We start from the raw sequence: 16,059 nt of genomic DNA on the forward strand, positions 1-16,059 counted from the left end.
TTATGGCTGAAGAACTTGCCAATGTTGACGAGCCGTCATACGACGTCAGTAAATTAGAAGGCGTAGAAAAAGCGGCCATCTTGCTGCTGAGTCTTTCTGAAGAAGACGCCGCCCAGATATTGAAACACTTAGAGCCCAAGCAAGTACAAAAGCTCGGTACTGAAATGGCAAAAGTGGACGATATGACGCAAACCAAAATTACGGCGGTTCATAAGCACTTTATCGAAGAAATTCAGAATTACAGTACCATTGGCTTCCAAAGCCAAGACTTTGTTAAACGTGCGCTCACAGCCGCGTTAGGTGAAGATAAGGCCGCAAACCTAATTGATCAAATCCTGATGGGAAGCGGTGCAAAAGGCCTAGACTCATTGAAGTGGATGGATTCTAAGCAAGTAGCCAGCATTATTCGCAATGAGCACCCGCAGATTCAAACTATCGTATTGTCTTATTTAGAGCCTGAACAAAGTGCTGAAATATTGGCGCAGTTCCCTGAAAAAGTGCGACTCGACTTGCTAATGCGTATAGCAAATCTAGAGGAAGTTCAGCCGGCTGCACTACAAGAGCTGAACGAAATCATGGAGAAACAGTTTGCAGGTCAAGCGGGTACACAAGCAGCCAAAATGGGCGGCCTGAAGTCTGCAGCGAACATTATGAACTACCTAGATACCGCGATAGAAGGTCAGTTGATGGATGCTATTCGCGAGCAAGACGAAGAGATGAGCCAGCAAATTCAAGACCTGATGTTTGTATTCGACAATTTAGTCGATGTAGACGACAAGGGTATTCAGGCCATACTGCGCGAAGTACAGCAAGACGCGCTGCTTAAAGCCATTAAAGGTGCTGACGAAGAGCTTAAAGACAAAATTATGCGCAATATGTCTAAGCGTGCTGCTGAAATGCTTAATGATGATTTGGAAGCGCTCGGTCCTGTGCGTATTAGTGAAGTGGAAACAGCGCAGAAAGAGATCCTTTCTGTTGCCCGTCGACTTTCTGACTCTGGTGAAATCATGCTTGGTGGTGGCGGTGGCGAAGAGTTCCTGTAGGAACGCTAGTCCCGTCACTCATTTAGCCTAGGTAAATATATGACTGCCAAAAAAAGTTTCAGCGAAAACGAAGTAAATGAAGCTAAAAAATGGGACCTACCTTTCGTTGATGACCCCACTGCACCCCGAGAAAACGAGCCGACCAACGCGTTAAACAAACGTTCGGACTGGAAGTATGAACCGCCTGAAGTTGAGGAAGAGATTAAGCCGCCTACCGCTGAAGAAATAGAAGCTATACGTCAGGCTGCTTATGATGAAGGTTATCAGGAAGGCAAAGAAAAAGGTTTTGAAGAAGGAAAAGCGCAAGGTCTTGAAGCAGGTTTAGCGGAAGGTAAAGAGCAAGGTCACACCGAAGGGCTTGAACAAGGGCTTGAAGAAGGCCGCCAGCAAATGACGGCACAAGCCGAAGTGTGGCAAATACTTGCTGAAAAATTTCACGACCCACTCTCGCAAGCCAACGATGAAACCCGAGATCAATTGGTAAAACTCGCCGTTACTCTTGCAAAAGCAGTTATTAAAACAGAGGTAAGTACTAACCAACAGGTTATAATGCAGGCGTTAAGCGAAGGTATTAAGGCGCTACCAATTAATCAAGCTGACTATCAAATTCATATGAATCCTGAAGATATTGAATTGGTAAAAGAGCATTTTGGTGAAGAGGAAATGACCAAAAAAGGCTGGAATTTGGTTGAAGCACCAGCAATGGAACGCGGTGGCTGTGACATTACCACTGCGCAAAATGCCGTAGATGTGTCGATTGAGCGTCGATGCCGCGACGTTATCGATAAGTTTCTTTTAAACCAAGGTTTATCTGATGACTAGCCCTTGGCATGCCCATTTTGAATCACTTACTAAACAAGTGACATCGCCACCCGTTGTTGCGGCGGGAAAATTAGTCCGGGGCATAGGGCTTACCCTTGAAGCTGTAGGTTGCCAGCTGCCGGTGGGCAGTCAATGTTTAGTGCAAACCATCGAAGGCGAAATAGAAGCTGAAGTGGTTGGCTTTGGTGATGATATTACCTATTTGATGCCCACTGAAGCGGTTCGCGGTATTGTGCCAGGGAGTCGCGTTATGCCGTTAAACCGGCAAAGCGGTTTGCCGGTAGGTATGGGACTGTTGGGACGTGTAGTCGATGGCAACGGTCAGCCACTTGACGGACTGGGTGAAATCAATGCCGAAGCGCGAGCTCCCACTACGCGTCCTCCTATGAACCCGCTCATTCGCCGTCCAATCAACACCCCTATGGATGTTGGCGTACGTGCCATCAATGCGTTAAATACGGTTGGCGTTGGTCAGCGTATGGGGCTTTTTGCAGGAAGTGGCGTGGGTAAAAGTGTGCTACTTGGCATGATGACCCGAGGCTGTGAAGCCGATGTGGTCGTGGTTGGGCTTGTAGGTGAGCGTGGCCGAGAAGTAAAAGAGTTTATCCACGAAATACTGACAGAAGAAGAACGCCAACGGGCGGTTGTAGTGGCAGCGCCAGCCGATACTTCACCGCTTATGCGTTTAAAGGGCTGTGAGACGGCGGTAACTATCGCTGAATATTTTCGTGATAAAGGCATGAAAGTACTGCTGCTGATTGATTCTTTAACACGCTATGCCATGGCGCAGCGCGAGATTGCGTTGGCTGTGGGTGAGCCACCGGCCACAAAAGGTTATCCACCTTCGGTATTTGCTCGGCTTCCCGCTTTGGTTGAGCGTGCAGGTAACGGTAGCGAGCGCCAAGGCTCTATCACGGCTTTTTATACGGTGCTAACCGAAGGTGACGATTTGCAAGACCCCATTGCCGACGCCGCTCGCGCTATATTAGATGGTCACGTGGTGTTGTCGCGAACCCTTGCCGATAGCGGTCATTACCCTGCTATTGATATTGAGGCGTCAATAAGCCGTGTAATGCCTATGGTCGTGAGCGAAGAACATCAATTGATGGCGCGTCGTATTCGACAAGTTTATTCAAACTACAAACAAAACCAAGACCTCATTTCTATTGGCGCTTATGCGAAAGGTTCAGACCCGCGTATTGATCTGGCTATTCGCGCAGAGCCTGCAATCAACGCTTTATTGCAGCAAGGGATGAAACAAGTCATACCGTATGACGAGAGCTTAGAAGGCATGGCTGCACTGGCTAAAGGGCTGGGGCAAGGCTAATGTATAGTGCTGCAATGCAAGTTAGCTTGCCTATGATCCAGAAGTCGTCAACTTTTCAAAAGGTATCGCATAATGTCTAAACAACTAGAACGTTTAGCCGAATTCGAGCGCGAAAAAGAGCAGCGAGAAGCCCGATACTACAAACAGGCCCAACAGAACGTTAATCAGCAAAAGCAAAAGCTAACCAGTCTTGAGCAGTACCGCATTGACTACATAAAAGGTATTCAACAAACCGGTCAAGCAGGTGTTACCGCCACCTATTATCAGCAGCATTTATCCTTCGTTGGAAAACTGGATAAAGCGTGCGAACAACAGATGCAAGTGATTGCTCGTGCACAAATGGCGGCGGATCAGCGAAAGCAACTTTGGCTAAAGCAACAACAAAAAGTGAAAGCTGTTACCTTGTTGCTAGATAAGAAAAAGTTGGCAGAGCAGAAAAAAGAAGCCAGAGCTGAGCAGGCCATGATGGATGAGTTTGCTACCCAACGATTTTTCAGAGCTAAGCGCTCGCCTTTCTGATAATTAGTCGAGCCTCTGCCACTTTGGCTCAACCCTTGCAAAAACCATTTCATAATGTACTAGCGCGACGTAATTACTTTGCAATCGCTACAACGGAAAATCATCGTTTCTTTGAGTTTCATCACACAGTATAGCGTTTGAAATTCAGCGAGGGCGACTAAGGGCCGTAGCGAAAAATCATAGCGATACATGCTGACTAAGTAATGCTAAGTGATTGTAATTAAAGTAAGCGTTGGTGGGTTTGCGATGAAATGGCATCAAGTTTTTTGTAATAAAACGCCACGTGAATCATTCGCATCACGATACGTCTTCTTGGTGAAAGACGATTTAAATGTAGGACGGTAGGACAATATGCAACAAGTTGCCGCACATAAAACAGACATTGCCGCATTACCATTCTCTGCTTCTGGTACGGCGAAAGCCATTGGAACGGGTATCGGAACTCAGCAACAAGCGAACAATGAAAATAACCAAGCATTTAACCGACTTTATCAAGACGCGAAAACGACCAAGTCAGATTTTGTTTTAAACGAAAAAGAAGATCAGGTTGCTCAATCTCGAACAGCAAACCGTTCGGACAGAGCGGCTCCCCAATCTTCAGTCTCCAGTGACACGATCAAAAATGGTAAAGACCGCGATGCGGGACATACGGATTTACCTGTTCGTGACGAAGTGACAGATATTCCAGCTGAGTCTGAAGCTGACTCTCATAATGCAAATCAAAAAGAAAATGCAACGCTTGGTGCACACGAGGTTGCGCAAGGTTCAGCAACGACAACGCAGCCTTCAACTGACGGTGAAAATACCAATCTCGTTATTGACGACGCTGAAGGCGCCGTAGAACAAAAAAACGTGACCGACGCGCAGTATGTCATTGGAGAAGGCGGCAGGAAAGATGCCGAGGCTGGCGTTATTACCTCACCTGGCACGCCAGATGGAAAGCCAAGCAAAGACGACGGGGAGCCAGACTGGATTGCCTACGTTGAGACGGTAGCCAATCGTTTTGGAAAAAGTGATGAATCTTCAGGTGAATCAGGTACCACAGAAGATAAGGGTATCTCTGAAGCTGCAGGCGAGGCAGTTAACGTCGTATCTATAAAAGAAAGCGGAAAACTTTGGAAGCTTCCGGAGGATGTGGATGCGAGCGATATGCCATCGGTCATGGCTCATCTTTTGTCGCAACTTAATAGTAACAATGATGGTGAATTAGCCATCGAATCCCTGTCGTCTGAAGCACAACAAACACTCACTGCACTAACTTCACTTCTTATTGGTGGCAACGCTAACAATCAACAGAGTGGAAGTGATAGTGAAGCAAACAATGCGTCTTCAAATGCGCAAACCGATATCAATACTAATTTAGATAAAAAAGTAAAAAATGACAATGAGCTTTCAGCATTAATTGCCAAGCTCATGCAAACTGAGCACACAGAAAATCCCGAAAAAGGTCTAGCGTCAGACACTGAAGCCGCAAATGCATTAAGCGGTATGTTAGAAACGTTAAATGGGCTATCTGAAAGCGGTAAAAAATCGGCCGATGAATCGCTCGTACTAAGTCTACTAGCAGATGAACTTAACAATATTCAGGCCAAATCTCTTGATGACAATCTCGCCGAGGCTCAAGAGTTATTGGCCGAGTTAACTTCAGAGGCAGCTGTTGTCGGCAGCGTGGCGGTAAATACAGCAGCATCAAACGACGCTAAATCAGTATCGTCTGAGGGGCTGTCAAACGTTGATAACAGCGGCGAGCAAACCAAGGTAGTTGATTCTTTTGGTGCTACAGAAATTTCAAGCGACCTGCTTTCAGCGATAAGTGAGCTATCGCCACAAAGCGCGCAAAAGGCAACAGAAGCGTTTGCAGAGCGTGTAGTCGCGGCTCTGCCTGGTGGTGCACAGCAACAAGCGGTGAAGGCTAACATTATCGCTGGCATTAACGAGTTTCAGCAACAAGTCCAGCAAGGTAGAGAGCCTGGCATTGATTTATCAACTATTGTTGCCGATGCCGCAAAAGATGCTGCGGTAAGTGCTGATGTGGTTGCTTCAATGACAGCGCGTGTAGACGGTCAAGCCAGTCAATTCTTAAATTTGATGACGCAAACTCAAGCAAGTGCTCAACACGCTATTGCTGGATTGGTTAATCCAACTGAATCGGTTATGCAGGAAAACTCTCAGCTTCGCGCTGAAGCGTCAAAAACTCAGCAGCAGTTTGAAGGTTTTGATAAAGCGGTCAATATTCATAAGAGCGACGGCCAGCAGCAGCTTGGTGAGAAAATTCGCTGGATGGTTAATGCGCGAAATACCATGGCTGAAATTCGCTTAGATCCTCCCGAGCTTGGCAGTATGCAGGTGAGAGTAAATGTGGCGGGTGACGCTGCAAGCGTGAGCTTTGTTGTGCAATCACAGCAAGCTAAAGATGCGTTGGCCGATGCTATGCCTAAGCTAAGGGATATGCTCTCAGAACAAGGTATTGAGTTAGGCGACGCCCAAGTTAGGAAAGATAATTCTTCTGGTCAAGAAAATGGCCAGCAACTTGCAGGAAACAGTCACCAAGGTCAGGGAGCTGGGGATCGTGGAGAAAATGACGGTGTAGACGACACGGATGGCATGCGGGTTATTGAGCAGTCGATTTCGCGCGCGGACAAGGGCGGCATAGACTTTTACGCTTAACCACATCCCGTATGAATTATTACCAATAGGTCGCATAGAGAGAATACGTAAACGCTGCTATGTTTTGAATGAAAGGAGTGAGCAGTAGGTGATATTAGAGGGTAATAGGAAGCGTGAAGACGCAAAAAATTACCCGTACACATATTGTTTTCCTCAAATAATGGCATTGCCATTTTTGACGGAACCTTGATAATACGTTTTTTCCGAGCATTACTGACGAGTTACACATGGCTGAAGAAGAATTACAAGTAGAAGAAGGCGGTAAAAAGAAAGGCAAAATGATGTTGATCATCATTATCGCTGTGGTTCTTTTAGGAGGCGGTGCAGCTGCCTATTTCTTATTGTTTGCAGGCGGTGATGAGCCAGCAGCCGAACAGCTTGCAGAGACTGATGCCGCCGCAGCGGCTGCGAGCGCACCAGCATCAGCAGCAGGGAAAGCTGAAATGGGCACTGCGCTTTACGTAGCGATGCCGCGACCATTTGTTTTTAACGTGCCGGGTGCAGGAAGAGACAGGTTGGTTCAGATAAAAGTGCAGTTGCTTGTGCGCGGTTCTGACAATGAAGAGCTGGCGAAGACGCATATACCGCTAATTGAAGGGACATTACTACAGGCTTTTAGTACTTCAAACGCAGACGATCTGGTTACCGAAGCCGGTAAAATTGAGCTTCGCGAGCAGGCAGTAACTGAAGTACAAAAAGCATTAAAGGACATTACGGGCAGCGATGTAGTTGAGCGCGTATTGTTCACTGGGTTTGTCATGCAGTAATGCATTGACTAAGTAAGGTAGAAGACGGTGAGTGATTTATTATCTCAAGATGAAATCGATGCCCTATTACACGGGGTAGATGATGTAGAAGAAGAAGAGGTCGGCGGCAGCGACTCTGATGCTTCTACGCTCGAGTACGACTTCTCCTCGCAAGACAGAATTGTGCGTGGGCGTATGCCTACGCTTGAAATAGTTAATGAACGTTTCGCACGTCACATGCGTGTGAGTTTGTTCAACATGATGCGACGTTCAGCTGAAGTATCGATTAACGGTATTCAGATGATCAAGTTTGGCGAATATATTCATACGTTATTTGTTCCAACGAGTTTGAACATGGTGCGTTTCCGTCCGCTTAAAGGCACGGGACTTATCACCATGGAAGCCCGCTTGGTATTTATTCTGGTAGACAACTTCTTTGGCGGTGATGGACGTTATCATGCGAAGATTGAGGGCCGAGAGTTTACGCCTACCGAGCGCCGTATTATCCAGATGCTGCTTAAAATAATCTTTGAAGATTATAAAGAAGCCTGGGCACCGGTCATGGATGTGTCGTTTGAATATTTGGACTCAGAAGTTAACCCTGCGATGGCGAACATTGTGAGCCCGACCGAGGTTGTAGTTATTAGCTCGTTTCATATCGAGCTAGATGGTGGCGGTGGCGACTTCCACGTGTCCTTGCCATACTCAATGTTAGAGCCCATTCGCGAATTGCTTGATGCGGGTGTTCAAAGCGATAAAGAAGATACAGACTTACGTTGGAGTAAGGCCCTTCGCGATGAAATCATGGACGTTAAAGTAGCGTTAACTACGCATATGCTAGACGTTGATGTACCGCTTCGCGATGTGATGGAGTTTAAACCTGGCGATATCATACCTGTGGAGATGCCAGAAACCATCACAGTATTAATTGAAGATTTACCCACGTTCAGGGCTAAATTAGGTCGCAGTCGCGACAATTTGGCACTGAAAATTGTAGAGAAGATTGCAAGACCGACTTCAGTGAAGTCTGAGCTACAGTTATTAACCCGCGGTGGGCGCATTATTGATAATGACGCAGAACTGCAAGTACTCGAAGAAGACCTGTAAGGTAGAGGGGAGTTCCCATGAGTGAAGACGGTATGGACGATTGGGCAGCGGCAATGGCCGAACAAGCCGAATCTGAAGCGGAACAAGAGGCTGGCGATAACGAAGACGTACAAGTTGCTGAACTTGACGAATTAACTGACGACGCGCCGATTACGCAAGAAGAAAAGAAAAAGCTAGATACCATTCTAGATATACCTGTGACTATTTCGATGGAAGTCGGTCGTAGTCAAATAAGTATCCGAAATCTGCTACAGTTGAACCAGGGTTCTGTGGTGGAGCTGGATCGTGTTGCCGGTGAGCCACTAGATGTATTAGTTAATGGCACGTTGATTGCTCATGGAGAAGTAGTAGTGGTCAACGACAAATTCGGTATTCGATTAACGGATGTTATTAGTCAAATTGAGAGAATCAAGAAGCTCAGATAAAACTTCTTATAAAGTAAGGGGTTGCGCAATGCTGCCCCTTTTATTTAGCCAGATAGCCGTCGCGCAGTCGACCCAGTCAATCACCAATCCCACGTCGGTACTGTCAATTTTCCTTTCTTTACTTGTCGTTGTTGGCGTCATTTTCGCTCTCGCTTATGTGATGCGTCGATTTAATGTCACTGCGATGGGTGGAAATCAAATGAAAGTCGCGGCCAGCATGGTTGTTGGCACAAAAGAAAAAATCATGGTGATTCAGGTAGGTGAAGAGCAGCACCTCATTGGTGTAACCAGTCACAACATCTCTCATTTAAGCAAATTAGATAAGAATCTCGATGTGCCTGTGAAAGGTGTGAACAAAACCACAGGCGAGCAACAAAATGGTGCCGATGCGTTTAAACAAAAACTTGTTGCTGCTATGGCGGGAAAGCTCAACCCGAATATAGAAAAGAATAAAACAAAGGAAGAGTCGAGAGATGCGTAAGTTTGCCTGGCTACTTTTAATACTGCCCTTATTACTTCTCGTTGAGCCCGCCTATGCTCAACAGGGGATTTCTGCAGTCACGGTGACAACCAATCAAGATGGTTCTCAAGACTACACCATGACGCTTCAAGCGCTGTTTATCATGACAGCGCTAAGCCTTATTCCTGCGTTTATCATGATGATGACCTCTTTCACGCGTATTATTGTGGTGTTGTCTATTTTGCGTCAGGCGATTGGCTTACAGCAATCACCGTCAAACCAGATACTCATTGGCGTTAGTTTGTTTCTATCCATGTTTATTATGGCGCCGGTGTTTGAAGAGGTGAACGAGCGAGCTTTACAGCCCTATCTTAACGAGCAGCTCACCAGTTTAGACGCTCTTGAGCAAGCCAAAGGGCCTATGCGCGCGTTTATGCTTTCTCAAACACGGGTAAAAGACTTAGAAACGTTTGTACGGATAGCCGGAGACGAAGGAAAATACGCTGACACCAATGAAGTACCGCTAACCATCCTAATTCCGGCTTTTGTAACCAGTGAACTTAAAACCGCGTTTCAAATCGGTTTTATGCTATTTATTCCCTTTCTCATCATTGACTTGGTGGTAGCGTCTATATTGATGGCTATGGGTATGATGATGCTTTCACCTATGATTGTATCCTTACCGTTTAAGCTCATGTTGTTCGTGTTGGTTGATGGATGGAACTTGATTTTCGGCACGTTGGCGACCAGCTTCGGCATGGGCGTCTAGGAGGGCTTATGTCACCAGAAGTCTTTGTAGAAATACTGCGAGAAGCCATGTTCATGGTTATTGTGTTGGTATCTGCGGTGATTGTTCCAAGCTTGATCGTAGGTCTAGTTGTTGCTGTTTTTCAGGCGGCGACCAGTATCAACGAACAGACAATGAGTTTCTTGCCCCGCTTACTTGTAACGCTTCTCGCGCTGAGTTGGGGCGGAAACTGGTTGGTGCAACAGCTTATGGACTTTACTTTCAGAATGGTTGATATGATCCCGCAGGTTGTGGGATAGAAGGCTAAAGCTGTGGAAGTCGAACTTGCGACCATCAATCAATTTCTAGCAGACATGCTGCTGCCGTTTATGCGCATTAGCGGCTTATTCGTGGCCATGATTGGCTTGAGTGCTAAATCCATTCCGCCGCAGGTAAGAGCCTTGTTGGGTATAATGCTCACGCTCATTATCATGCCGGTAGTGCCCCCGTCACCCATAGAAAATTTGGTGGATGTGGGCACATTTTTAATCGTTATTCAGCAGTTGCTAATAGGCATTGCTATTGGTTTTATATCAATGATGGTGCTCAATACCTTCGTGCTTGCAGGTCAAATTATAGCAATGCAAACCGGTTTGGGGTTTGCGTCAATCGTTGACCCGGTAAACGGTATTAACGTGCCCGCAGTCGGCCAGTTTTATCTGATACTAGCGACCTTATTGTTTTGGACCTTGGATGGGCATTTGTCCATGATCCAAATGATAGTCATGAGCTTTGAGGCGTTTCCTATAGGCGAAGCATGGTGGACCGGTGAACAGTTCCGCGATATTGCCCATTGGGCAGGCTGGATGTTTATATCGGCAGTGACCCTTTCCCTTGCGCCAATCGTCTCGCTGCTTATCGTGAACTTGGCGTTTGGCGTAATGACTAAAGCTGCACCACAGCTAAACATTTTTAGTATTGGTTTTTCCATTGCTCAGGTAATGGGATTACTGATTATTTGGATAACACTTGATAACTTTACTGCACACTTCGAAACCCAATGGTTTAGAGCCGAACAGTTTATGTGTGAACTATTGAATATTTGTTCGTAGGAAAACATGGCAGATTCAAGCGAAAAAACAGAAGACCCCACGGGGAAAAAACTCGAAGATGCCCGAAAAAAAGGGCAGCTAGCCCGTTCCCGTGAACTCTCTACGACCCTAGTACTTATCATAAGTGCTTTTATGTTTTTGTTTGTGGGCGGGTGGATTGCTGAATCTGTTTTTAAACTTACTCAGAGAATGTTCATTCTCTCTCGTGACGAAACCTATGACATAACCCACATGTTTGGCGCATGGGGTGAAGCTTTTTCGGCGGTAGGTCCTGCCGTGCTGCTATACATGGTTGTGGCAATGATAGCGGGCATTTATGGCTCTATTGCGCTTGGTGGTTTTAACTTTACCTGGGAAGGGGCAAAACCTAAGGGTTCCAAAATGAGCCCTATTCAAGGCTTCAAACGCATGTTCGGCATGAACGGCTTGGTTGAGTTACTCAAGTCTATAGCGAAAGTGGTGATCATAATTGGCATGGCCATCGGAGCGTTACTGTTCTTTGAAGATGAAGCGCTCCACCTTGATATGGAGCTTTATCCGGGAAACATTTTTCACGCACTCGACATGCTTAAGTGGGCGTTTCTTATTCTGGTGTGCGGCATGATCCCTATCGCGCTCATTGATGTGCCTTATCAAATGTATAAGCACAACAAAGAAATGAAGATGACCAAGCAAGAGGTTAAAGACGAACGGAAAAATGCGGAAGGCGACCCTATGGTTAAAGGCCGAATTCGCCGTCTACAATATCAGGCTGCAACCAAGCGCATGATGCAAGAAGTACCACAAGCAGACGTAGTGGTGACTAACCCGACCCATTTCTCGGTTGCTATCAAGTATGATGAGAAGGGAGTGAGGGCGCCGGTTGTGGTCGCTAAAGGTGCTGATGAGCTAGCGATGCACATCAGAAAAATTGCTACCGCCAACGATGTGCCGTTGATCCCTTCTCCCATGCTTGCACGCGCCATTTTCTACTCCACTGAAGTGGACGATGAAATTCCTAACGCCTTATTTATGGCGGTAGCGCAGGTGCTCGCACATGTTTATCAGTTAAAAGCGCATAGAGCAGGTAAGGGCAAACGTCCTAAGCCACTTAAACGGGATTTGCCTATCCCACCAGAGTACCGACACTAACCTAACCGCTAAATGGGTTAAAATTGACTTTGAAGGTGGGACATAGGTATGTGCCCCGAACCAGCTAGCAAATTCTCCACACGCTGTCCGTAAGTTAGGTTGTTTAGATGCATGAGCTACATGACTAAAAGTCAGCATGATGACAAGGCTGACCCAACAAAACGTTGCAACACGGTTTTGTAGTACTACCATGAATAATCCTTTTAAAATGAAGAGTAGGCCCTAGGAATAGTGACGTAATTAAAAACTGTTCGTATGTTCCTCAGATACAAAATCTTAATCGCTCTATACAAGTCACTGTAGACAGTAATCACGCATGATTACAGCTCAGATTTGGATAACTTTTGCGTAAAACACAAAGCTGGCACGTTAGTTGAAAACTCACTAGAAGATTCACATAAAGCGTCAATTTTCTGATAGAGAGACACCAAGCTATGCAGTTATCCGGTTATCTTCAGCGATTCGATAAAAATCAGCTGCAAAATTTTACCAGTGGTTTAGGCGCACCCATCGTCCTTTTGGCAATTATGGGCATGGTTATATTGCCTATGCCGCCATTCTTACTGGACGTGCTGTTTAGCTTTAATATTGCGTTGTCGCTAGTCATTATCTTGGTGGCTGTACTTACCCAGCGTCCAGTAGATTTCGGCATTTTTCCCTTGGTGTTACTTATCGCTACCGTTTTGAGATTAGCGCTTAACGTGGCTTCTACTCGCGTTGTTTTACTTTACGGGCATGAAGGCGGCGATGCAGCAGGTAAAGTTATCGAAGCCTTCGGTGAGGTCGTGATTGGTGGTAACTACGCCGTAGGTATTGTTGTTTTCGCCATTCTTCTTATTATCAACTTCAAAGTTGTAACCGCAGGCGCAGGACGTATTTCAGAAGTAAGCGCTCGCTTTACGTTAGATGCTATGCCCGGTAAGCAAATGGCCATAGATGCTGATTTAAATGCAGGGTATATAGATCAAGACCAAGCACGTAAACGCCGTGAAGAGATTACCGCAGAAGCGGATTTTTACGGGTCGATGGACGGTGCGTCAAAATTTGTAAAGGGTGATGCGGTCGCAGGCCTTTTCATCATGCTGATTAATATTGTCGGTGGTCTTTTTATTGGCATGATTCAGCACGGGCTTTCATTCGGTAACGCTATAGAAATCTACACCATATTGACCATCGGTGATGGTTTGGTGGCGCAAATTCCTTCATTATTACTTTCGGTCGCTACAGCCATTATCGTTACTCGTGAAAACGAGACCCAGGAAATGGGCAAAGAAATCCGCGGTCAGCTTGGTAATAATCAAGCTCTTTATATAGCCTCGGGCGTTCTATTTGTGATGGGTATCATTCCTGGGATGCCTCATATCGCATTCTTAGGCTTCTCATTCTTGATTGCAGGCTTTGCTTACTGGCAGTCGGTCCAAGAAAAGAGAAAGGCCGCAGAGCCCAAAGTGCCAGACAATGTGGTAAAAGATGAATCGGTTGCGCCTGAAGTGAAAGAGCTTGGCTGGGATGATGTTCAGCAGGTAGATACCATCGGATTGGAAGTGGGCTATCGTTTAATTCCTCTTGTCGATAAATCCCAAGGTGGCGAGTTGTTGACGCGCATTAAAGGCGTACGTAAGAAACTATCGCAAGAGCTGGGTTTCCTTATTCCGCCTGTCCACATTCGCGATAACTTGGATTTAGAGCCCAACACTTACACCATCGCTATGCTAGGCGTAACGATTGGGGATTCCATCATCAGTCACGATGAAGAACTTGCTATTAATCCAGGGCAAGTGTTCGGTAAATTAGAAGGGCGTGCCACTAAAGACCCCGCGTTTGGCTTAGACGCAGTATGGATTAAGCCCAACAAACGGGAGCATGCACAAACCCTTGGGTACACAGTTGTAGACGCTGCGACCGTTGTAGCGACCCATTTAAGCCAATTACTTTCTAACAATGCATATCAATTATTAGGGCACGAGGAAGCGCAACAACTTCTTGATATGCTTGCCAAACAGCATCCGAAACTGGTTGAAGGGTTAGTACCAGACATCCTTCCGCTAAGCACCGTCGTGAAAGTACTGCAAACCTTATTGTTTGAAGGCGTGCCTATTCGCGATATGCGTACAATCGTGCAAACACTCAGTGAGTACGGCACGCGCAGCCAAGACCCCGATGTTTTAGTGTCCGCAGTGCGTATTGCCCTTAAACGTTTAATTGTCCAAGAAATTACTCAAGGTGCAAAAGAGATACCTGTCATAACCTTGGCGCCAGAGTTGGAACAGATGTTGCACCAGTCACTTCAAGCAGGTGGCGAAGATGGCGCTGGCATAGAACCAGGCCTGGCAGACAAGCTGCAAAAATCATTGCAGCAAGCCAGTCAGCAGCAAGAGTTAGAAGGAGAGCCTGCAGTACTCCTTACCTCAGGCATGCTACGACCCGTTCTGTCTCGCTTCTTAAAATATTCGGTTGTTGGGCTTCATGTTCTGTCTTACCAAGAAGTGCCTGACGACAAACAAATAAAAATAGTCAGTTCGGTCGGTCAATAATCTGACACTGGGTGATTGGAGAGGTTGCAATGAAAATTAGACGTTTCTTCGGCAAAGATATGCGTGAGGCGTTAAGCCAAGTTAAAGCTGAATTGGGCAGTGACGCTGTGATCATGTCAAATCGCAAAGTCGCTGACGGTATTGAGCTTGTCGCAGCCTACGACAAAGAACCTGAAGCGAAGTTGTTTACGCCGAAAGCGTCTCCACAAGCCGCTGCAAAAACACCTGGTCAAAAGGCAGTGCCTAGCTTGAGCGAAATCATTGGTGACGACGGTCCTGATAGCCTTAAAGCACTGCTAGAAAAGCAGCACGGTGGAAATAATGGCGTAGCGAGTCCCGCGCAACCCAACCAACCAATGACAGCGAATGCTAAGCACGCCAATGAAATTGCTTCGCACTTAGACTTCTCAGAAGCCTTTATTGACGACGTAGAAGCACAGCAGTCTTCTCATGAACCAGTTCGTCAGAACGCTTTCCCAGAGCATCAAGCGTCAAGTATGGATGATACCTCTGTGACGCAGTCAGCGGAGCTTGCGCAAATCAAGGAAGAGCTAGCGTCTCTTCGCGATGTATTGCAATATCAAGTGGCCGACTTGATGGAAGCTAAGAACAAACGTCAAAAACCTGTTCATCAATATCTAATCACCCGTTTAACCGATATGGGGTTAAGCAACGCGTTAGCGAAACAGCTTATTAGCTATACGCCGTCACATTACAACGAACGAGATGCATGGGTATATCTTCTTAACCTATTGGCTAATCGCATAAATGTGACAGGAAACGATATACTTAGCGCACAAGGTGCTGTTGCATTAGTAGGACCAACAGGTACCGGTAAAACAACTACCGTTGCGAAACTTGCTGCCCGCTATGCGCAAAAATACGGTGCAGAGTCGGTTGCGATGATTACCATCGATACGTATAGAATTGCCGCCTATGAGCAGCTAGCGACATACGGAAAGATTATTGGCTGCACGGTGAGAAAAGCGCAGACTAGTGAAGAACTTGCGGATTTATTATTCCAACTTCGTCATAAGCGACTAGTATTGATTGATACGGCTGGATTTAGTCAAAGAGACAGTCGATTAATTAAACAAATTAAGCAGTTTGATAACGGACAAATGCCAAATGTTAAAAAATATTTGGTAGCGCAAGCAAATACGCAATATCCTGCTTTGCAGAGAATCATTCAAGCGTATGATGATATTGAACTAAGTGGCTGTATTTTCACAAAGTTAGATGAGTGCTACTCTTTAGGAGAGGTGCTTAGTGCAGCGGTTGAATACCAATTACCGGTTAGTTATGTCACCGATGGTCAAAAAGTACCTGAAGACATTAAGATTGCAGAAGCGAAATCTTTGGTTTCCGCTGCTGCAAAGCTTTATAAAAAGTACGGTTTGAATCATACTAGTGGTAACAACGCAATTAAAACAGCATAA

15 protein-coding genes are annotated in these 16,059 nt (G+C 46.0%); all 15 read left to right on the forward strand.

The annotated features are described in order from the left end of the window. Nucleotides 1-2: 2 nt before the first annotated feature. Nucleotides 3-1,043: a flagellar motor switch protein FliG gene (gene fliG, locus QME20_RS04935; RefSeq protein WP_014975903.1), complete on the forward strand. Its 1,041-nt coding sequence runs from the start codon at nt 3-5 to the stop codon at nt 1,041-1,043. A 39-nt stretch (nt 1,044-1,082) separates the two neighbouring features. After that, nucleotides 1,083-1,865, forward strand: coding sequence for a flagellar assembly protein FliH (gene fliH / locus QME20_RS04940; protein ID WP_281715543.1), 783 nt, complete (start codon nt 1,083-1,085; stop codon nt 1,863-1,865). After that, nucleotides 1,858-3,192, forward strand: a complete 1,335-nt coding sequence (gene fliI / locus QME20_RS04945; protein ID WP_014948634.1) for a flagellar protein export ATPase FliI — start codon at nt 1,858-1,860, stop codon at nt 3,190-3,192. Before fliH ends, fliI begins: the two co-directional genes overlap by 8 nt. A gap of 72 nt (nt 3,193-3,264) precedes the next feature. Then, on the forward strand, nt 3,265-3,711 hold the full coding sequence (fliJ, locus tag QME20_RS04950) for a flagellar export protein FliJ (RefSeq protein WP_014948635.1): 447 nt from the start codon (nt 3,265-3,267) through the stop codon (nt 3,709-3,711). A 351-nt stretch (nt 3,712-4,062) separates the two neighbouring features. Continuing rightward, nucleotides 4,063-6,378, forward strand: a complete 2,316-nt coding sequence (locus tag QME20_RS04955; RefSeq protein WP_281715544.1) for a flagellar hook-length control protein FliK — start codon at nt 4,063-4,065, stop codon at nt 6,376-6,378. A gap of 227 nt (nt 6,379-6,605) precedes the next feature. Continuing rightward, entirely contained in the window at nt 6,606-7,145 is a 540-nt protein-coding gene (gene fliL / locus QME20_RS04960; RefSeq protein ID WP_014948637.1) for a flagellar basal body-associated protein FliL, read from the forward strand. Nucleotides 7,146-7,172: 27 nt separating this feature from the next. Further along, the gene (gene fliM / locus QME20_RS04965; protein WP_014948638.1) at nt 7,173-8,231 is read left to right on the forward strand and encodes a flagellar motor switch protein FliM; all 1,059 of its coding nucleotides are present in this window, start codon (nt 7,173-7,175) and stop codon (nt 8,229-8,231) included. A gap of 17 nt (nt 8,232-8,248) precedes the next feature. Then, nucleotides 8,249-8,656, forward strand: a complete 408-nt coding sequence (gene fliN / locus QME20_RS04970; protein ID WP_014948639.1) for a flagellar motor switch protein FliN — start codon at nt 8,249-8,251, stop codon at nt 8,654-8,656. 28 nt (nt 8,657-8,684) lie between these two features. After that, the gene (gene fliO / locus QME20_RS04975; protein WP_014948640.1) at nt 8,685-9,137 is read left to right on the forward strand and encodes a flagellar biosynthetic protein FliO; all 453 of its coding nucleotides are present in this window, start codon (nt 8,685-8,687) and stop codon (nt 9,135-9,137) included. Beyond that, complete coding sequence (gene fliP / locus QME20_RS04980) at nt 9,130-9,885, forward strand: flagellar type III secretion system pore protein FliP (RefSeq protein ID WP_014948641.1); 756 nt, start codon at nt 9,130-9,132, stop codon at nt 9,883-9,885. Before fliO ends, fliP begins: the two co-directional genes overlap by 8 nt. A gap of 8 nt (nt 9,886-9,893) precedes the next feature. After that, a complete protein-coding gene (gene fliQ / locus QME20_RS04985; protein WP_012517675.1) occupies nt 9,894-10,163 on the forward strand; it encodes a flagellar biosynthesis protein FliQ in 270 nt (89 codons plus the stop codon). A 12-nt stretch (nt 10,164-10,175) separates the two neighbouring features. Beyond that, a complete protein-coding gene (gene fliR / locus QME20_RS04990; protein WP_014978604.1) occupies nt 10,176-10,955 on the forward strand; it encodes a flagellar biosynthetic protein FliR in 780 nt (259 codons plus the stop codon). A 6-nt stretch (nt 10,956-10,961) separates the two neighbouring features. Next, nucleotides 10,962-12,086: a flagellar biosynthesis protein FlhB gene (gene flhB / locus QME20_RS04995; protein WP_049588038.1), complete on the forward strand. Its 1,125-nt coding sequence runs from the start codon at nt 10,962-10,964 to the stop codon at nt 12,084-12,086. 434 nt (nt 12,087-12,520) lie between these two features. Further along, a complete protein-coding gene (gene flhA / locus QME20_RS05000) occupies nt 12,521-14,620 on the forward strand; it encodes a flagellar biosynthesis protein FlhA (protein ID WP_039224872.1) in 2,100 nt (699 codons plus the stop codon). A gap of 29 nt (nt 14,621-14,649) precedes the next feature. Next, the gene (gene flhF, locus QME20_RS05005; RefSeq protein WP_014948647.1) at nt 14,650-16,059 is read left to right on the forward strand and encodes a flagellar biosynthesis protein FlhF; all 1,410 of its coding nucleotides are present in this window, start codon (nt 14,650-14,652) and stop codon (nt 16,057-16,059) included.

Origin of the sequence: Alteromonas sp. CyTr2 (assembly GCF_947311905.1) — a bacterium.
GTDB classification, from domain to species: Bacteria; Pseudomonadota; Gammaproteobacteria; order Enterobacterales; family Alteromonadaceae; genus Alteromonas; species Alteromonas macleodii.